The sequence below is a fragment of the Pseudomonas sp. H3_E07 genome (assembly GCF_054668895.1).
Map to the genome: position 1 here is coordinate 4,300,453 of NZ_CP162795.1, position 18,712 is coordinate 4,319,164.

At 60.0% G+C, this 18,712-nt stretch carries 19 protein-coding genes; 13 read left to right on the forward strand and 6 right to left on the reverse strand.

Annotated features, from left to right (window positions below):
• The first annotated feature begins 37 nt into the window (after positions 1-37).
• The 7 genes from AB4O08_RS19790 to AB4O08_RS19820 all read left to right on the forward strand — a co-directional run bounded on the left by AB4O08_RS19790 (position 38) and on the right by AB4O08_RS19820 (position 5,641).
• Positions 38-1,027 carry an alpha/beta fold hydrolase gene (locus AB4O08_RS19790; protein WP_021491525.1) on the forward strand — a complete coding sequence of 330 codons (990 nt, stop codon included), beginning with the start codon at positions 38-40 and terminating at the stop codon, positions 1,025-1,027.
• Between the two features lie 188 nt (positions 1,028-1,215).
• Positions 1,216-1,707 carry a ribonuclease E activity regulator RraA gene (gene rraA / locus AB4O08_RS19795; RefSeq protein ID WP_431480428.1) on the forward strand — a complete coding sequence of 164 codons (492 nt, stop codon included), beginning with the start codon at positions 1,216-1,218 and terminating at the stop codon, positions 1,705-1,707.
• A 13-nt stretch (positions 1,708-1,720) separates the two neighbouring features.
• Positions 1,721-2,716: a zinc transporter ZntB gene (locus AB4O08_RS19800; RefSeq protein ID WP_010208492.1), complete on the forward strand. Its 996-nt coding sequence runs from the start codon at positions 1,721-1,723 to the stop codon at positions 2,714-2,716.
• A gap of 86 nt (positions 2,717-2,802) precedes the next feature.
• Entirely contained in the window at positions 2,803-3,048 is a 246-nt protein-coding gene (locus tag AB4O08_RS19805) for a hypothetical protein (protein ID WP_010208493.1), read from the forward strand.
• Positions 3,049-3,050: 2 nt separating this feature from the next.
• Positions 3,051-3,875, forward strand: a complete 825-nt coding sequence (locus AB4O08_RS19810) for a mechanosensitive ion channel family protein (protein WP_003175519.1) — start codon at positions 3,051-3,053, stop codon at positions 3,873-3,875.
• Positions 3,876-3,962: 87 nt separating this feature from the next.
• Positions 3,963-4,553 (forward strand): RNA polymerase sigma factor SigX, encoded by a 591-nt coding sequence (gene sigX, locus AB4O08_RS19815; RefSeq protein ID WP_010208495.1) that lies wholly within the window; start codon positions 3,963-3,965, stop codon positions 4,551-4,553.
• A gap of 107 nt (positions 4,554-4,660) precedes the next feature.
• The gene (locus tag AB4O08_RS19820) at positions 4,661-5,641 is read left to right on the forward strand and encodes an OmpA family protein (RefSeq protein WP_010208496.1); all 981 of its coding nucleotides are present in this window, start codon (positions 4,661-4,663) and stop codon (positions 5,639-5,641) included.
• Between the two features lie 60 nt (positions 5,642-5,701).
• On the opposite strand, the gene cobA is transcribed toward AB4O08_RS19820, so the two are convergent.
• The 5 genes from cobA to AB4O08_RS19845 all read right to left on the reverse strand — a co-directional run bounded on the left by cobA (position 5,702) and on the right by AB4O08_RS19845 (position 11,326).
• The gene (gene cobA, locus AB4O08_RS19825; RefSeq protein WP_010208497.1) at positions 5,702-6,445 is read right to left on the reverse strand and encodes a uroporphyrinogen-III C-methyltransferase; all 744 of its coding nucleotides are present in this window, start codon (positions 6,443-6,445) and stop codon (positions 5,702-5,704) included.
• Positions 6,446-6,471: 26 nt separating this feature from the next.
• Positions 6,472-8,142 carry a bifunctional protein-serine/threonine kinase/phosphatase gene (locus AB4O08_RS19830; protein ID WP_010208498.1) on the reverse strand — a complete coding sequence of 557 codons (1,671 nt, stop codon included), beginning with the start codon at positions 8,140-8,142 and terminating at the stop codon, positions 6,472-6,474.
• Positions 8,142-9,353, reverse strand: coding sequence for a nitrate/nitrite transporter (locus AB4O08_RS19835; protein WP_010208500.1), 1,212 nt, complete (start codon positions 9,351-9,353; stop codon positions 8,142-8,144). The genes AB4O08_RS19830 and AB4O08_RS19835 overlap by 1 nt, the downstream gene beginning before the upstream one ends.
• A gap of 157 nt (positions 9,354-9,510) precedes the next feature.
• A complete protein-coding gene (locus tag AB4O08_RS19840) occupies positions 9,511-10,086 on the reverse strand; it encodes an ANTAR domain-containing response regulator (RefSeq protein ID WP_010208501.1) in 576 nt (191 codons plus the stop codon).
• Positions 10,087-10,099: 13 nt separating this feature from the next.
• Entirely contained in the window at positions 10,100-11,326 is a 1,227-nt protein-coding gene (locus AB4O08_RS19845) for a CmpA/NrtA family ABC transporter substrate-binding protein (RefSeq protein ID WP_460114296.1), read from the reverse strand.
• Between the two features lie 251 nt (positions 11,327-11,577).
• Here AB4O08_RS19845 and sctC point away from each other — a divergent pair, with 251 nt between their 5' ends.
• From sctC to AB4O08_RS19870, 5 genes are all read left to right on the forward strand, one after another.
• Positions 11,578-13,029: a type III secretion system outer membrane ring subunit SctC gene (gene sctC, locus AB4O08_RS19850; RefSeq protein WP_460114297.1), complete on the forward strand. Its 1,452-nt coding sequence runs from the start codon at positions 11,578-11,580 to the stop codon at positions 13,027-13,029.
• Positions 13,030-13,044: 15 nt separating this feature from the next.
• Positions 13,045-13,269 carry a FliM/FliN family flagellar motor switch protein gene (locus tag AB4O08_RS19855; protein WP_457244135.1) on the forward strand — a complete coding sequence of 75 codons (225 nt, stop codon included), beginning with the start codon at positions 13,045-13,047 and terminating at the stop codon, positions 13,267-13,269.
• A gap of 155 nt (positions 13,270-13,424) precedes the next feature.
• On the forward strand, positions 13,425-13,820 hold the full coding sequence (locus AB4O08_RS19860) for a winged helix-turn-helix domain-containing protein (protein ID WP_042571955.1): 396 nt from the start codon (positions 13,425-13,427) through the stop codon (positions 13,818-13,820).
• A complete protein-coding gene (locus tag AB4O08_RS19865) occupies positions 13,813-14,274 on the forward strand; it encodes a transglycosylase SLT domain-containing protein (protein ID WP_106119796.1) in 462 nt (153 codons plus the stop codon). The genes AB4O08_RS19860 and AB4O08_RS19865 overlap by 8 nt, the downstream gene beginning before the upstream one ends.
• Before the next feature lie 84 nt (positions 14,275-14,358).
• Entirely contained in the window at positions 14,359-15,378 is a 1,020-nt protein-coding gene (locus AB4O08_RS19870; protein WP_021491531.1) for a quinone-dependent dihydroorotate dehydrogenase, read from the forward strand.
• 227 nt (positions 15,379-15,605) lie between these two features.
• Here the strand turns inward: AB4O08_RS19870 and rmf are convergent, their stop codons facing one another.
• Positions 15,606-15,821: a ribosome modulation factor gene (gene rmf / locus AB4O08_RS19875; protein WP_002553055.1), complete on the reverse strand. Its 216-nt coding sequence runs from the start codon at positions 15,819-15,821 to the stop codon at positions 15,606-15,608.
• Positions 15,822-16,354: 533 nt separating this feature from the next.
• Here rmf and rlmKL point away from each other — a divergent pair.
• The gene (gene rlmKL / locus AB4O08_RS19880; protein ID WP_010208512.1) at positions 16,355-18,619 is read left to right on the forward strand and encodes a bifunctional 23S rRNA (guanine(2069)-N(7))-methyltransferase RlmK/23S rRNA (guanine(2445)-N(2))-methyltransferase RlmL; all 2,265 of its coding nucleotides are present in this window, start codon (positions 16,355-16,357) and stop codon (positions 18,617-18,619) included.
• Positions 18,620-18,712 lie beyond the last annotated feature (93 nt).

The window sequence follows — 18,712 nt, forward strand, 5'->3', positions numbered from 1 at the left end:
TCCTTCCGGACGCCGCCCTTTTTTGTGCAAGAGCATTATGCAAAGCAGCAGCAACCTGTTTCCCGTCGCCCTGATCAGCGCTGAACGTCGTGGCGACCTGAGTGAAGACGTGTACCGGCTCAAACCCGGTAACAGTCCCGACGGTACCGTCGAGCTGGCGGTTACCCGTTTGGGCCTGGCCGATGTCCCGGAAAACCGGGGCATCCCGGTCATTTTGTTGCATGGCAGTTTTTCCAATCGGCGGTTCTGGTACTCGCCCAAGGGTATCGGCCTGGGCGCTTACTTGGCGCGCGAGGGGTTTGATGTCTGGATCCCGGAAATGCGCGGCCATGGTCTGTCCAAGCGCAATCATGACTACGCGCGCAACCGCGTCGCTGACTATGCGCGTTACGATTTGCCGGCCATCGGTGCATTCGTGCGTGAGCAAAGCGGGCAGGTTCCCCATTGGATCGGCCATTCGCTGGGCGGTACCAGCTTGGCGGCCGCTCTTGGCGGGCAGCACCTTGGTGCGCCGGCAGTGGCGTCGGTGGCGCTGTTTGGCTGCCAGGTCAGTCGCACTCATTGGCCGTTGAAACTGCCACCGGTGGAGTGGACAGGCCGCTTGCTGTTGAAACGCTTCGGCGAAGTCTCTGGCTCGCGCCTGAAGCGGGGCCCCGAGGACGAACCGGCGGGCGTGATGATCGAAGCTATGCGCTGGAATGGCCTGTTTGGCCGCTTTGGCGAAGGCAAGAATGATTGGTGGAAAGGCTTGGCCGAGGTCGATGTGCCGCTGTTGGCCGTCAGCGCAGCCGGGGATCATCAAGACCCCGACTGGGCCTGTCGCAAGCTGTTCGAGCAAATGGGCTCCGAGCACCGTCAGTACCTGTGCCTGGGCCGACAACAAGGCTTTACCGGGGATTTCGGGCATGTGGAGATGCTCGTCAGCAAAGCTGCCCAGTCCGAAGTGTGGCCGTTGGTGGCGCAGTGGCTGAAAGATCCGCTCACACCGCTGTCAGGCGCACAGGCCGAGGTGCGGGCCGCGGTTTGAGGCGGTGCGCTGCCAAGGGCGTTTCGCTTGTGTGTGGTTGCGGCTAAGATATGACGCGTTAAACGCTTCTGGTCATATTCAGTCGCGCAGTGGCTATTGCGTTGCGGCGAGGCGGATGGGATGTTTCGCACCTGCTTGGGCTGGCGCTTCTTTCGAAAGACACTTCTTTGACAGAAAGGAATTTTTCAATGAACCATTACGTGACCCCCGACCTGTGCGACGCCTACCCAGACCTGGTGCAGGTGCTCGAACCGATGTTCAGCAATTTCGGCGGCCGGGACTCCTTCGGCGGCGAGATCGTCACCATCAAGTGCTTCGAAGATAATTCCCTGGTCAAGGAACAAGCCGATCAGGCGGGTGCCGGCAAGGTGCTGGTGGTCGACGGCGGTGGTTCCCTGCGTCGCGCGCTGCTGGGCGATATGATTGCCGAGAAAGCGGCGAAGAACGGCTGGGAAGGGCTGGTGATCTACGGTTGCATCCGTGATGTTGACGTCATTGCCCAGACAGATCTGGGCGTACAGGCCCTCGCCAGCCATCCGATGAAGACTGACAAGCGCGGTATTGGCGACCTGAACGTGGTCGTCACGTTCGCAGGTGTGACCTTTCGTCCGGGTGAATACATCTACGCCGATAACAATGGCGTGATCGTTTCCCCCAGCCCGCTGAAAATGCCTGAATAAGACAGGAGTAAGGATGTTCGAGGAAGAAAACGCGCAATGGGGCCTGGTGCATGCCCTGGTGCTGGACGGTAAAGGCGGTGCGCGTTCGATTGCCCGGACTGAGCTCGACGAATTGCAACTGCAGCCCCAGGAAAGCCTGTGGCTGCATTGGGATCGCAGTCACCCGCAAACCCAGACCTGGCTGCGCAAATCCAGCGGCTTGAGCGAATTTGCCTGTGACTTGTTGCTGGAGGAGAACACCCGCCCGCGCCTGTTGGCGCTGCCGGACTCCGAATTGCTGCTGTTCCTGCGCGGGGTCAACCTCAACCCCGGTGCAGAGCCGGAAGACATGGTCTCGGTGCGCATCTTTGCTGCCGCCAGCCGCGTTATTTCCCTGCGCCTGCGGCCGTTGCGCGCCACTGATGAGCTGTTGGTGCAATTGGCGGACGGCAAGGGGCCTAAGACCGCGTCGGAACTCATCCTTTATATGGCGCAGTACCTGACCAATAAAGTGCAGGATTTGGTCTCCGACCTGTCTGAAATCGTCGACGCAGAGGAAGAAAAACTCGATACCGACGAACGGTATACCCCGGAACATGGCAGCGTTCTGCAGATCCGTCGACGAGCCGCAGGGCTGAAGCGATTTTTGGCGCCGCAACGGGATATTTTTGCCCAGCTCACGCGGATCAAATTGCCGTGGTTCTGTGACGACGATGCCGACTACTGGAACGAATTGAACAACAGCCTGACCCGCTATCTGGAAGAGCTCGAATTGACCCGAGAGCGCGTGGGGCTTGTGCTGGAGGCTGAAGACCGGCGTTTGAGCGTGCGCATGAATCGCACCATGTACCGCTTCGGGATCATCACCGGGATCTTTCTGCCGATGAGTTTTTTGACCGGTCTGCTGGGGATCAATGTGGGGGGGATTCCGTTCTCCTCCAGCCCCTATGGATTCATGGTTGCGTGCCTGTTAATGGTCTCGGTGGCGCTCGGACAATGGTGGCTTTTTCGACGACTGCGCTGGGTTTGAGCTGAATATGACCTGAACGTAGGAAGGGGCGTATGTGACCCCAATAATTTTACCCTCGTCTTTTAAAACACTTGCGAGAGGTTTTTATGCACGATCCGTTCGAACAGTCTTTGCGTGACATGCTCAATGCCTCGCCGTCCAACCGCGACGACGATGCTTGCCTGGGCCGCGTGTTGAAAACCGCCAACCGTCAGGTGGGGGCGGGTGACCTGTTCGGTCTGCTCGGCCGTTGGGTGCCGGCACTGATGATGGCCCTGAACAATGGTTCGGCCCATGTATCGCCCGTGTCCCGTCGTAAATCTCTTGCTCGCACTGCTGATAAGGCTGATTGAATATGGAACTTGATCTCTGGACCCAGAGCCTGGTCACCGCGATGACCGCATTGTGGACCAAGGTGGCGAATTTCATTCCCAACCTGTTTGGTGCCCTGGTGCTGGTGTTGCTGGGCTTTGTTGTGGCCAAGTTGCTCGACACCCTGCTGTCCAAATTGCTCGCAAAACTGGGCCTGGATCGCTTGATGGCAGGCACCGGCCTGACCAAGCTGCTGGGTCGCGCAGGGTTGCAGGTGCCGATCTCCACCTTGATCGGCAAGATCGTTTATTGGTTTGTTTTGCTGATTTTTCTGGTTTCTGCGGCTCAATCGCTTGGACTTGAGCGAGTTTCAGCTACGCTCGACATGCTGGCGCTGTATTTGCCGAAGGTTTTCGGCGGCGCGCTGGTATTGCTGGTAGGTGTTTTGCTGGCGCAACTGGCCAATGGGCTGGTGCGCGGCGCTGCCGAAGGCGTGGGTTTGGATTATGCTGCCGGCCTGGGACGAATCGCCCAGGGACTGGTGATCATCATCAGTATTTCGGTCGCGATCAGCCAGTTGGAGGTCAAGACTGACCTGCTCAACCATGTGATTGTGATCGTTTTGATTACCGTTGGTCTGGCCGTTGCGCTGGCCATGGGCTTGGGAAGCCGGGAAATTGCCGGTCAGATTCTTGCGGGAATCTATGTGCGTGAGTTATATCAGGTTGGGCAACAGGTGCGTGTGGGCGAGGTCGAAGGGCAAATTGAGGAGATCGGTACGGTCAAGACGACGGTGCTGACCGATGACGGAGACCTGGTGTCGCTGTCCAATCGGATTCTCCTGGAGCAGCAGGTCAGTAGCCGCTAAACCGGCAAACCCTGCTAATGTACGCCGCCGCTGGCCCGGCTGACCGGGTTGTGGCGGACATTGACCTGACTGTCGGCACGACTTGTTTTGAATAAAGCCCAAACGTTGTCCACGCGCTATGACCCCCGTGAGCTCTCTGATGAGGAGTTGGTCGCGCGCTCGCACACGGAGCTGTTTCACGTAACTCGCGCGTACGAAGAATTGATGCGCAGATATCAACGCACTTTGTTCAACGTTTGTTCAAGGTATTTAGGGAACGATAGAGATGCGGATGATGTCTGTCAGGAAGTGATGCTCAAGGTGCTGTACGGCCTGAAGAACTTCGAGGGCAAATCGAAGTTCAAGACATGGCTATACAGCATCACGTACAACGAGTGCATCACGCAGTATCGGAAGGAACGGCGAAAGCGTCGCTTGATGGACGCGTTGAGTCTTGACCCCCTTGAGGAGGCGTCTGAAGAAAAGGCGCCGGCACCCGAGGAGAAGGGTGGACTTGATCGCTGGTTGGTGTATGTGAACCCGATTGACCGGGAAATTCTGGTGCTACGATTTGTCGCAGAGCTAGAATTCCAGGAAATCGCTGACATCATGCACATGGGTTTGAGTGCTACAAAAATGCGTTACAAACGTGCTCTTGATAAATTACGTGAGAAATTTGCGGGCGAGACTGAAACTTAGTGCGTGGCAAATATCTCTTACGTGTAGGCAAGTTCTGTTAGACTTGTCGCCGAGTTGTCCCCCGGTTTGTGGGACTGCTTTACAATCACCAGATGGGGATTTAACGGATGAAACTGAAAAACACCTTGGGCTTGGCCATTGGTTCTCTTATTGCCGCTACTTCTTTCGGCGTTCTGGCACAAGGCCAAGGCGCAGTTGAAGGCGAGCTGTTCTACAAGAAGCAGTACAACGATAGCGTCAAGCACATCGAAGACGGCTTCAATCCTGGCGCTCGCATCGGTTACTTCCTGACCGACGACCTGTCCTTGAACCTGTCCTACGACAAGACCAACCACACCCGTTCGAACGACGGTACTGGTAACCAGAAGATCAAAGGCGATACCGGCAGCCTGGTTGCCCAGTATCACTTCGGTCAAGCTGGCGTAGACAGCCTGCGTCCATACGTAGAGGGCGGTTTCGGCCACCAGAGCCGTACCAACGTTCAAGCTGACGGCCACAGCGGTCGCGACCAGACTACCTTCGCTACCGTTGGTACTGGCGTGAAGTACTACTTCACCAACAACCTGTACGCTCGTGCCGGTGTTGAAGCTGACTACGGTCTGGACAACGGCAAGTGGGACTACTCCGCACTGGTCGGCCTGGGCGTGAACTTCGGCGGTAACGCTGGCGCAGTTGCTCCAGCTCCTACCCCAGCACCAGCTCCAGAGCCAACTCCAGAGCCAGAAGCTCCAGTTGCTCAGGTTGTTCGTGTTGAGCTGGACGTCAAGTTCGACTTCGACAAATCCGTTGTTAAGCCTAACAGCTACGGCGACGTGAAAAACCTGGCCGACTTCATGGCTCAGTACCCAGCTACCAACGTAGAAGTTGCTGGTCACACTGACTCCGTAGGTCCAGACGCTTACAACCAGAAGCTGTCCCAGCGTCGTGCTGACGCTGTTAAGCAAGTCCTGGTTAAAGACGGCGTTGCTCCTAGCCGTATCACCGCAGTAGGTTACGGTGAGTCCCGCCCAGTTGCTGACAACGCAACTGAAGCTGGTCGCGCTGTTAACCGTCGCGTAGAAGCGTCGGTTGAAGCTCAAGCTCAGTAATTACTGAGTGGTAGAAAAAAGCCCGGCTTAGGCCGGGCTTTTTTTCGCCTGTGATTTGCCTCAGGCGCTCACGGCCTGAGCGAGGCAAGCGGCCTGGCCTGGGGCTGCAACACGGCCAATCACCAGGATGGCCGGGCTTTTCAAGGCAAATGCCTGTGCATCTTCGTGCATACGCCACAGCGCGCTGCGACATTCCCTTTGCTGGGGCAGCGATGCGTTCTCGATCATCGCCACTGGCATATCCGCCGCCATCCCGCCGTCCAGCAGTTGCTGGCAAATTTCCTCCAGCTTCGCCACGCCCATGTACACCACCAGGGTTGTCCCACCTTCTGCCAGCGCACGCCAATTCAGGCTGCTGTCGTCCTGGGTATGCGCCGTGACCAGCGTCACGCCCCGACTCACGCCGCGCAAGGTCAGTGGCACCGCGCAATTCGTCGCGCCTGCCAACCCTGCGGTAATGCCGTTGACCAACTCCACCTCGACGCCCCGTTCACGCAACCACATCGCCTCTTCACCGCCGCGTCCGAAAATGCACGGGTCGCCGCCTTTGAGGCGTACCACGCACTTGCCCTGGCGCGTATAGCGCAGCATCAGCCGGTGGATGAAATCTTGCGGGGTCGACCGGCAGCCACCGCGTTTCCCCACGGTGACCACCCGCGCGTTCGTGCAATGTTCCAGCACGGCCGGGTTGACCAAGTCATCGATCAGCACCACATCGGCCTCACGCAGGGCGCGTACCGCCTTGAGGGTCAGCAACTCCGGGTCACCCGGACCCGCGCCCACCAGCCAGACTTTTGCATTCATAGGGTGTTCCTCGTCCAGGGATGACATCAGCGGTGAAAGAGTGAGTACAACAGCACCAGATTGATCAACAGCGAAAGCAGCGCCAGCGTGCGCCAGACCTTCAAGGGTTCACGCTCCAGCAATGGCTTGGGGCGGACACTCAGTTCCTGCCGGTCAGCCTGTTCCAGCACGCGCAACCACTCTTCGGCGGTTTCATAGCGATGGGCTGGATGGGCGGCCACGGCCCGTTCCAGGCTGAGGGGAAGCCAATCCGGCAGGTCGGGGCGGTAGCGGCTGGCGCTGACAGGCTGAGTGAACCGGGGCCGTTGGAAGGCCTCGATTTCGCCGTAGGGGTAATGTCCGGTCAGCAGGTAATACAAGGTTACGCCTACGCTGTATAAGTCCTGTTGAGTCGTAGGGCGCTCGCCGTTGAAGGCTTCAGGTGCAATAAAGCTAGGCGTGCCCGGCAGCGCATGGACGTGGTCTTCAGACAGGCCTGGGCAATACGCCAGGCCGAAATCCAACACACGTAATTCGCCGTCTTCCCCCAGCAGCAGGTTTTCGGGCTTGAGGTCGCGATGCAGGATCTGCCGACGGTGCAAAATGCCCACGGCCCGCAGCAGACGTTCGGCTATTGCCTGCCATTGTGCCAAGGGCAGTGGGCCTTGACGCTGGAACAGTTCGGCCAGGGTCTGGCCCGAATACTCACGCATCACATAATACAAATGCTGACGCGCGCTACCGGCATGGACCTCAGGGAACGCCCGCCCCGCAACCCGCCGCAGAAACCATTCCTCCGACAGTAAGGCCTGGCCGGCGTCGTGATCATCGTCGCGGCTCAAGGGCAGGGTTTTCAGCAGCCAGGGTTGCTGCTGGGCATCGCGCACCCGGTAGAGCAATGACTGCCGGCTTTGCGCCAATACGCTTTCCACCTGCCAGCCTTCAAAGTGTTGCCCGGCTTTCAACAAGGGCGGCAGTGGCCATTGCTGCAACTGCACCAGCGCATCGCCGAGGGTGGCTGCGCCGAGGGCGTCGATACGCACGAGCAGCGCGCTGGCATTGTCCTGGCTGCCTGCCAGGTGCGCGGCATTCACCAGGGTGTTGACCGCCAATTCCATGTCTGTTTGTTCGCGCAAAATCGTCTGGATACTGGGATCACCCAGGGTTGCCCACACGCCATCACTGACCAACAGGAAACATTCGCCTTCACGCAGCTGACCGTCGAGAAAATCCACCACCAGATGCTGATCCAGGCCAAGGGCGCGCTTGAGCACGTGCTGCATGCCCGGTTGCTCCCACACGTGATCCTCGGTGATGCGCTGTAATTGGCCAGCGAACCAACGATACGCCCGACAATCGCCGACATGCGCCAGGGTAAAACGCTGGCCGCGAAACACCAGCGCACTCAGGGTGGTCAACAGAGGCTGGCCACCGCCATTGGCTTGCAGCCAGCGATTCTGTGCCAGTAGCAACCGCTCCAGGGCCTGGGCCACGCCCCAGGTTTGCGGCGTGGCGTAGTAGTCCAGGGCCAGCGCCTGCAAGGTCGAGCGCGCAGCCAGGCCGCCGTCGGCGCACTGGCTCACCCCATCGGCGATGGCACATAAGTAGCCTTTGCTCGCCGCCAGTTCGGCCACAGGCGTGACCACCCGCAGTGCGTCCTGATTTTCCGTCCGTGGCCCGATGGCACTGGCCTGGGCGACGCTCAGTTGCAGGCTCATCAGACCCGCGCAGCCGTGACGGCAGCCGAGCCCCAGGTGGTTCTCCAGCGACGCTTCACGCCGTGCAGGCCGAACCAGGCCAGCACGCCCAGGCTGGCGAACAACCACAACGCCAGCTGATAGCTGCCGGTGCTTTGCTTGATCGCACCCATGCCCGCCGCCAAGGCAAAGCCGCCGATACCGCCGGCCATGCCGATCAGGCCGGTCATCACGCCGATTTCACGGCGGAAACGCTGCGGCACGAGTTGGAACACTGCGCCGTTTCCTGCGCCGAGACCCAGCATGGTGCAGACGAAGAGCGCGAGCGCCGCAACGGGACTCGGTAGGTTGAAACCCACCGCTGCGATACAGATCGCCGCCACGCTGTACATGCCCAGCAGCGTACGGATCCCGCCGAAGCGGTCCGCCAGCGCGCCGCCCAGTGGGCGCATCAGGCTACCGCCAAAGACACAGGCGGCGGTGTAGTAACCAGCGGTCACCGGGCTCAGGCCGTATTGGTCGTTGAAATAACCGGGCAGGGCGCTGGCCAGGCCGATAAAGCCCCCAAAGGTAACGCTGTAGAAAAACATGAACCACCAGCTGTCACGGTCGCCCAGGGCCTTGAAGTAGTCGGCCATGGACTTCGCCTTCGGCCGTTCTGGTGCATTGCGCGCCAGCCAGGCAAAGACAATCAGGGTCAGCACCAAGGGGATCAGCGCGAAGCCGAACACGTTGCTCCAGCCAAAGGCGGCCGCCAATACCGGTGCCAGCAACGCGGCGAACACCGTGCCGGAGTTGCCCGCGCCCGCGATGCCCATGGCTTTGCCCTGGTGTTCCGCTGGATACCATTGGGAGGCCAGCGGCAGTGCGACCGCAAACGATGCACCGGCCATGCCGAGAAACAAGCCCAGCAACAGCGCTTGTTCGTAGCTGTGGATCCCAAGTTTCCAGGCGCCGAACAGGGCGCAGATGACAATCACCTGGCCAATCAGGCCGGCCGTCTTCGGCGACAGCTTATCCGCCAGCATGCCCATCAGAAAGCGCAACACCGCGCCCGCGAGAATCGGTGTAGCGACCACCAGGCCGCGTTGTTGAGTGGTCAGGTGCAGGTCGGCGGCAATCTGCACGGCCAGTGGGCCCAGCAGGTACCAGACCATAAAGCTCAGGTCGAAATACAGGAACGCGGCAAACAGGGTCGGGGTGTGCCCGGATTTCCAGAAGCTTGATTTCATCACGCACCTCAACGGTTGGGAGTCTTGTAAGAAGGCCAAAACGAAAAAACGCCGCCACCGGGTTCGCGTGAGCAAACCGGGTGTGCGACGTCTTTGTCGTGGAGGGGCAACCGCCGTTGGCTACCTGTGATCAATCCTTAGCAAGAGCTGCGCCACATCAGCCAAGCAGCTCACTCATGGCGATAATCTGCTCTGCCACCTGAATCAGTTTCTGCTGGCGGCTCATGGCTTGGCGGCGCATCAGGGTGTAGGCCTCTTCCTCATTGCAGTCCTTCATTTTCATCAGCATGCCCTTGGCCAACTCGATGCGCTTGCGCTCGGCCAACTGTTGGTCCCGCGCCTGGAGCTGCGCGCGCAAGGCCTGATCGCTTTCGAATCGGGCCATGGCCACGTCAAGGATCGGCTGCAGGCGCTGGGCCTGGATGCCTTCGACGATATAGGCGCTGACGCCGGACTTGATCGCCTGGCGCATCACGTTCGGGTCGTGTTCGTCGGTGAACATCACGATAGGCCGGGGTTGGTCACGACTGACCAGCACCACTTGCTCCATTACATCGCGGCCCGGTGACTCGGTATCGATCAGGATCACATCCGGGCGCACCGTTTCGACGCGCGCGGGCAGGTCGATGGTCAGGCCCGACTCATCGATGACGTCAAAACCGGCTTCGATCAGCGCAGTCCTGAGTCGGCCTACTTTGCGCGGCGTGTCGTTGATCAGCAGGATTCGCAGCATGGACGTCCTCCTGTCAGCGCAAGGCTTGGCGGTGGGTGGTATCGGCCAGGGCGTGCAGGCGGAAACTGCGGGCATAGTCGGCGGGGTCGGAGCCGTCCCAGACTTTGCCGTCGATCAGTTGGCTGCTGCGCATGTCCGGGTGTTTTGTGGCGATACCCAGCGCAGCGGCGGCCTGGCGATACAGCGGCAGTTGCTGCACCTGGCGCGCAACGCCGAGGTAGTCGGGGTCTTCGCGCAATAGACCCCACCGCCGGAACTGGGTCATGAACCACATGCCGTCAGAGAGGTAGGGCAGGTTCACTTCACCGTCGGCAAAAAATCGCAGCGCGTGGGGATCCTGCCAGTGATTGCCCAGGCCGTCGTCATAGGCCCCCAGCAGGCGCGGCTCGATGCAGTCAAGCGGGGCGTCGAGGTATTCGCGGCCACTGAGCAATTGTGCGGTGGAGCGGCGGTTTTCGCTGCTTTCTTCGATAAAGCGGCTGGCCTCCAGGATCGCCATCACCAGCACGCGTGCAGTGTTGGGATACTGGTCCACGAAAGCCTGAGTGCAGCCGAGCACCTTTTCCGGATGATCCGGCCAGATCGCCTGGGTCGTCGCCAGGGTAAACCCTTGGTTCTGCTTTACCGCGCTGGCGCACCAGGGCTCGCCGACACAAAAACCATCGATGCGTCCGGCTTGCAAGTGCGCAACCATTTGCGGCGGCGGGACCACCACGCTGTCCACGTCCTGCAACGGGTGAATGCCCTGGCTCGCCAGCCAGTAATACAACCACATGGCGTGGGTGCCTGTGGGAAACGTCTGGGCGAAGGTCAGTTTTGTTCGGCTTTGGTGCACGTGGCGATCCAGTGCCTCAGGAGTGATCACCCCTTGTTGCTGCAAGCCGCGGGACAGGTTGATGCTCTGGCCGTTCTGGTTGAGCCCCATCAGCACGGCCATGTCGGTGGGGGCGACACCGCCGATGCCCAAGTGCACGGCGTAGATCAGCCCGTACAGGCTGTGGGCGGCGTCCAGCTCGCCGCTGACCAGTTTGTCGCGCAGGTTGGCCCAGGACGTTTGGCGCTTGAGGTTCAAGGTCAGGCCGTAGGGTTGAGCGAAGCCCTGGGTGGCTGCCACCACCATTGAGGCGCAGTCGCTCAAAGCCATGAAGCCCAGGTCGAGACTGCTTTTTTCCGGTGCATCACTGCCGTTGACCCAGGCCAGCGGGTCGTTCATCGGGCTGTTGCCATCCGAATCGTTCATCAACACCTACCTTTTCTTTCAAAAAAAAGCGTCGTTCCCTCAGATGGCGGTGTAAGCCAATGCGGGTAACGACGCCTTTGTCCGTAAGCTCGCTCCGCCATTGGCGCGTGCTCTGATACAGAGTTCATAGCAAGGCACATGCCACGGGTGAGTGGGCCTGGAAAGTCATCAACTTTTCATCAAGATTGAAAGCGGGCGGGCTCTCAGTATGGCCACACCTTCAATGCCCGATCACCCAGGAACTCCCCACGGTGCACGCCGACTTTCTCGCGACGATTTCCTTCCGCCGGTACTGCCGTTGGATGCTGTTTTCTGCGCTGTTGCTGGGAAGTGCGCTGGCCTGGGGCACGCTTTACCAGGCTCAGGACGAAAGTCTGTACACGGTGCTCACCGCACTCTCGGAGCCACTGGGGTTACCCATCGTCGTCAGTCGCGAAGTCGCACGCAAACGTCTCAGCGCCGCCCTGGATTTCAATGCGCCACAACAGACCCTGGAGGCGCTTGCACTTCAACAAGGGTTGATCTGGTACAGCGACGGGCAGGCGCTGTACGTCTATGACGCGGGCGAAGCCAAAAACTCTGCGGTCACCTTGCGACACATTTCCGTCGACAGGCTGCGTAGCCTCATGCGCCGCTCGGGCCTCGATGAGTCACGCTATCCGTTGCGGGAAAGCGGAGCGCGCACGTTCTATGTGTCCGGTCCACCGAATTATGTCGATCAGGTGTTGCGTCTGGCCCAGTTGATGGACCGGCAAAGAGCGGAGTTGCGGGTAGGCGCTCAGTCCTTTGCCGTCGTCCAGGTGCTCAACACCGATGTGGCAGACCGGCAGTACGGTACGCGCGCTAACCCGGTCACCGTGCCGGGGATGGCGTCGATGATCGAAACCTTCCTGGCCGGCGAACACAAGGGGTTGCTCTCGGACAAGAGCCTCGGCGTGATCGCTTACCCGGATAGCAACAGTCTGTTGATCAAGGGCAAGCCGGCCCAGGTGAACTTCATCCAGAAACTGGTGGCGGAACTCGACATCCCCAAGCGAGCGATCGAGGTCTCGCTGTGGCTGGTGGATGTTGAGCGCGAAGAATTGAAGAAGCTGGGCCTGGCCTGGGACGAAGAAACGAAGGCGTCGACCACGCGAGTCCTGGCTCCTTTGGACGATAGCCACCTTATGGCAAAGGTCGGTGCATTGGAGCGCCGTCGACGAGCGAAGGTAACGACATTGCCGGTGATCCTCACTCAGGAGAATGTGCCGGCGGTGTTCCAGGACAACCATACGTTTTACCTGCCACCCCGCGGAGATGATCGCGCTGACTGGAAACCGCTGCGTTATGGCACCCAGGTCAGCGTACTGCCGCGTTTTGTCGAGGCTAACCAGATCGAGATGCGTCTTGAGGTGGAAGAAGGGCGCCTGATGAGTGAGGCGAGCCAGCGTGAGAAAAACGCGGCGGTGAGGCAAGTCGGCATCAACAGCGTGGTCCGAGTGCCTCAGGCCAGGCGCCTGTGGCTGGGGGCGTTTCAACGGGAATCAGAAGGGCTGGGGGCTGGTCGTCCGGCCCAGGCGCGCCTGTTTGTGATCCAGGCCACGGCGGTGGGTAGTGAGTCGAAGGGGCTGGAAGAGGCGGGAGGACCACCGCCCATGACTGCGGCGCAATATGAGCGTGTCCAGCGTGCGTTTGTAAGGCCGCAGCGCGATGTCTCACCGTAAACAAGGTGTTAACCCATGCATCTGGAAATTCTTCTACAGGAACAACTGATCAGCCGCAGGCGCCTGGCAGCCTTTGCGCCCGGAAAGGTGTTGCCGTTGATGCCAGAGATCATCCACTGCGTGGAGGTTCGGGTGAATGGGCAATTGCTGGCGTTGGGCGAGTTGGTGCAGTTAGAGGACCGGCTAGGGGTTGAACTGCATGAGGTGTATCAGGCGTGGCTGCCTGGAGGAGCAGGGTAGCGAAACCTCCTACAGTGCTTTTTCAAACGCCGCCTGATGTATGGGTTTTTTCCTAGGGCGAGCCATGAGGCAGGTTTTTATAGTGGTGACATGGGCACATGGGCCAGTGATTGGAATGAGGACGTCAATGTCATTAGTCGGAGGTCGGGGTAGCAATGGCTGTCAAGGATGATGGAGGGGCGACGACTACCCTGGTTTTTGCGCGTTGGAAGCTGCATGACCACGGTCGCCTGACGGGTGAAGGGTCGGATGTGCAGTTACCTCCTAAGGAATGGCAGGTGTTGCGGCTATTGTTGGTGTCTGGTGGTGCCTTGATGACCAAGGATCGCTTGCTGGAACTGGGCTGGCCGCAGGGGGAGGTTGCCGAGGAGTCGTTGACGCGCTGCATTTATTCGCTGCGCAAGTACCTCGGTGCCGACAAGGGGTTTATCAAGACGATCTACGGCCGGGGGTATCGCTTTATCTGTCCGGTGAGCACAGTGTCGGGTTGTGCGGAACAAGTGTGTTCGGCCTGCGGCCACGTCAGCCAGGGTGTGTTGAAACGTGGCTAGGTTCTGGAGGAAGGGCTTGTTGCTGGGCGCTGTGATGGTCAGTAATCAGGCGTTGGCCTACTGCTGGGAGGAGGCCGCCAGCCACTACCAAATCGAGCCGGAGTTGCTGCAAGCAATCGCCGTCGTGGAGTCGGGTAATCGTGCGCAAGCGATGAATCATGCCAACCGTAACGGCACCCGGGACATCGGGCTGATGCAGATCAACAGCATTCATCTGCCACGTCTGCTCAAGCAAGGTATTACCGAGGACCGCTTGATCAATGAGCCATGCTTGTCGGTTGAGGTGGGGGCTTCGATCCTGGCCGAGTTCATTCAGCGTTTTGGTTACAACTGGACAGCTGTGGGTTCCTATAACGTGGGAACAGGCGGCGGGCCCGAGCGTGAGGCGCTGCGCCTGCAATATGCACAGAAAATCTGGGCGTATTACGAGCAGTTGGTCGCGCACCGTTACTGACATTGAGGTTCACGCCTCGCGCGTGCCCTCTCACCCCGGCTATAATCGCCGCCACCTTTCGCCGCCTTCGAGTCTAGCCCACCCATGTATACCCTGGCCCGCCAGCTGTTGTTCAAACTCTCCCCGGAAACTTCCCACGATCTGTCCCTGGACCTGATCGGTGCCGGTGGACGCCTGGGGCTCAATGGCCTGGTATGCAAGGCACCGGCGAAAATGCCGGTCTCGGTGATGGGGCTCGATTTCCCCAACCCGGTCGGGTTGGCGGCTGGCCTGGATAAAAACGGCGCGGCCATCGATGGCTTTGCACAGCTGGGTTTCGGTTTCGTCGAAATCGGCACCGTGACCCCGCGACCGCAGCCGGGCAACCCCAAGCCGCGCATTTTCCGCCTGCCGGAAGCCGAGGCGATCATCAACCGCATGGGCTTCAACAACCTGGGCGTTGATCATCTGCTGTCGCGGGTTCAGGCGGCGAAGTACAAGGGCATCCTCGGTATCAATATCGGCAAGAACTTCGATACGCCGGTCGAGCGTGCCGTCGACGATTACCTGATCTGCCTGGACAAAGTCTACGCGCACGCCAGCTACGTCACGGTCAACGTCAGCTCGCCCAACACCCCGGGCCTGCGCAGCCTGCAGTTCGGGGACTCGCTCAAGCAACTGCTCGAAGCCCTGCGTCAGCGCCAGGAAGACCTGGCCGTGCGCCATGGCAAGCGCGTGCCGCTGGCCATCAAGATTGCCCCGGACATGAGCGACGAAGAAACCGTATTGGTCGCCCAGGCCCTGGTGGATTCGGGCATGGACGCGGTGATTGCGACCAACACTACCCTCAGCCGCGTAGGTGTCGAAGGCCTGGCCCATGGTGACGAGGCGGGCGGTCTGTCGGGTGCTCCGGTGCGCGAGCAAAGCACTCATATCGTCAAGGTGCTGGCCGCCGAACTGGCTGGACGCTTGCCGATCATCGCCGCCGGTGGCATCACCGAAGGTAAGCACGCGGCCGAGAAGATCGCCGCGGGTGCCAGCCTGGTGCAGTTGTACTCCGGTTTCATTTACAAAGGGCCGGCCCTGATCCGCCAGTCGGTGGATGCGATTGCCGCCCTGCGCTGATGCCTCTCATGTAGGAGCGGTCGTGTTCGCGAAAGCGGTGTTTCAGTAACAGATAGGCTGGCTGACCCACCGCTTTCGTGAGCCCGCTCCCACACAGATTATTCTCCAGCCAATAAAAAGGGCTCCATTAAGGAGCCCCCTGGGCCGAAGCCCGCCGCCCGGATGGGGCGTGCATGGTAAGTCGTTACATATTCAGAAGTGGTGATGTCGGAATTAATTGCCCTTGATTAGCCGACGGCGTGAAGTTCGTTGAGTCTGTGGATGCCCGCAGTGCCAGTCATACCGTCCCAGTTGTCGCCGCGTCCTTCTCGCCAGCCGTTGATCCAGGCTTGGCGTACCGACGGTAGAGTAAATGGGCAAAGCTCACGGGATTTGCCATGAACGCCATATTGATATCCGCGTAAAAATGCTCTTTCCAACGGATCACGCTTAAGTCTTCTCATAGGGTGTTTCCCTCACTTGTTGACTGTCTTGATATCCTTCGGTCTCGTCTGAGGCCGGGCAGAGTTTTTCTGCCGTTGGTGGGCTCGCTGCCGGCGTGGCGAGCCTGAGTGTCGGCGTCGTTACGGCGCCAACCTGTGTTGAGTTCTAACCAATAGGTCACATGGATTCAATGATCGTTTTGTCATAAGCACGTAACGATAACGATGCTATAGCCATAAGCTGGGATGGCTTTTCGCCCCATTTGTTGGGCAAAGCCAGCTATGATGCACCCTGCATAGAGGATGGGTTTAATCCTTTAGTGAGAATACCCGCCCGTTGCAGTCGGTTATTATTCGACGAAGGGTCGGAATATTTCTTTTTGTTACGGCTAATTGTTTATCTGCCCCGTCAATAAAGGCCCAAGCGCCTGTTGGAAAGGGGTGGGACGGCACATTCGTGCCACGCGAGCACTCTTCAAGAAAAGTGCTTGATTGAAAACCGAGCCGGCGATGCGTCGCCCGTTCATTTATTGCTGAAAAGCCTGGAATGCCCCATGTCGGACCGTTTTGAACTCTTCCTCACCTGCCCCAAGGGCCTCGAAGGCCTGCTGATCGAGGAAGCCGTCGGGCTTGGCCTTGAGGAAGCCCGTGAGCACACCTCGGCCGTGCGCGGCATGGCCGACATGGAAACCGCCTACCGCCTGTGCCTCTGGTCGCGCCTGGCCAACCGCGTGCTGCTGGTACTCAAGCGCTTCCCGATGAAGGACGCCGAAGACCTCTACCACGGCGTCCTGGACATCGAGTGGGCCGACCATATGGTGCCGGACGGTACCCTGGCGGTTGAATTCAGCGGCCACGGCTCGGGCATCGACAACACCCACTTCGGCGCGCTGAAGGTCAAGGATGCGATCGTCGACAAGCTGCGTACGCCGACCGGCGAACGCCCGTCCATCGACAAGATCAACCCGGACCTGCGCATCCACCTGCGCCTGGACCGTGGCGAAGCGATCCTGTCCCTCGACCTGTCCGGCCACAGCCTGCACCAGCGTGGTTATCGTTTGCAGCAGGGTGCTGCACCGTTGAAGGAAAACCTGGCGGCCGCGATCCTGATCCGTGCCGGCTGGCCGCGCATTGCTGCTGAAGGCGGCGCGCTGAGCGACCCGATGTGCGGCGTGGGCACCTTCCTGGTGGAAGGCGCAATGATCGCCGCCGACATGGCGCCCAACCTGAATCGTGAACTGTGGGGCTTCACCACCTGGCTTGGGCACGTCCCGGCGCTGTGGAAGAAACTGCACGCGGAAGCGGCTGAACGCGCCGCCGTCGGCATGAACAAGCCGCCGCTGTGGATCCGTGGCTACGAAGCCGACCCACGGCTGATCCAACCCGCGCGCAACAACATCGAGCGCGCAGGCTTAAGCCATTGGATCAAGGTGTACCAGGGCGAAGTCGGCACCTTCGAGCCACGCCCGGACCAGAACCAGAAAGGCCTGGTCATCTGTAACCCGCCTTATGGCGAGCGTCTGGGTGACGAAGCCAGCCTGTTGTACCTCTACCAGAACCTCGGCGAGCGTCTGCGCCAGGCGTGCATGGGCTGGGAGGCGGCGGTGTTCACTGGCGCGCCGGACCTGGGCAAGCGCATGGGCATCCGCAGCCACAAACAGTATTCGTTCTGGAACGGCGCGTTGCCGTGCAAGCTGCTGCTGATCAAGGTCAATCCGGACCAATTCGTCACCGGCGAGCGTCGCACCCCGGAGCAGCGCCAGGCTGAGCGTGAGCAAGCCGCTTACGACCAAGCCCCGGCTGAGCCGCAGGAGCGCCAGTACAACAAGAACGGCAACCCGATCAAACCCGCACCGGCCCCTGTCGTCGAGCAGGCGCGCCTGAGCGAGGGCGGGCAGATGTTTGCCAACCGCCTGCAAAAAAATCTGAAGCTGCTAGGCAAGTGGGCCAAGCGCGAAGGTGTGGATTGCTACCGTGTGTACGACGCCGACATGCCGGAATACTCCATGGCGATCGACCTGTATCACGATTGGGTGCACGTGCAGGAATACGCGGCGCCGAAATCCATCGATCCGGAAAAAGCCTCCGCACGCATGTTCGATGCCTTGGCGGCGATTCCCCAAGCGCTGAACATCGACAAGAGCCGCGTGGTGGTCAAGCGTCGCGAGCGTCAGAGCGGCACCAAGCAGTACGAGCGTCAGAGTGCGCAGGGCAAGTTCACTGAAGTCAGCGAAGGCGGCGTGAAGTTGCTGGTCAACCTCACCGACTACCTGGACACCGGCCTGTTCCTCGACCACCGTCCGATGCGCCTGCGCATCCAGAAAGAAGCGGCCGGCAAGCGTTTCCTCAACCTGTACTGCTACACCGCGACCGCCAGTGTGCACGCGGCCAAGGGCGGTGCACGCAGCACCACCAGTGTCGACCTGTCCAAGACCTACCTGGACTGGGCGCGTCGCAACTTCTCTCTCAACGGTTTCTCCGACAAGAACCGCCTGGAGCAGGGTGACGTGATGGCGTGGCTGGAGACCAGCCGCGATGAGTTCGACCTGATCTTCATCGACCCGCCGACCTTCTCCAACTCCAAGCGCATGGAAGGCATCTTCGACGTGCAACGAGACCACGTGCAGTTGCTCGACCTGGCCATGGCCCGCCTGGCACCGGGCGGCGTGCTGTATTTCTCGAACAACTTCCGCAAGTTCGCGCTGGAGGACAACCTCAGCGAACGTTATGCGGTCGAGGAAATCAGCGACAAGACCATCGACCCGGATTTTGCGCGCAATGCGAAGATCCATCGGGCATGGAAAATCACCGCACGCTGATCGCCCCCTGTAGGAGCGAGCTTGCTCGCGAAAAACTCACTGTCGACGCGTTTTCATGAATAAACGCGGCGTCTTCAAGTTATTCGCGAGCAA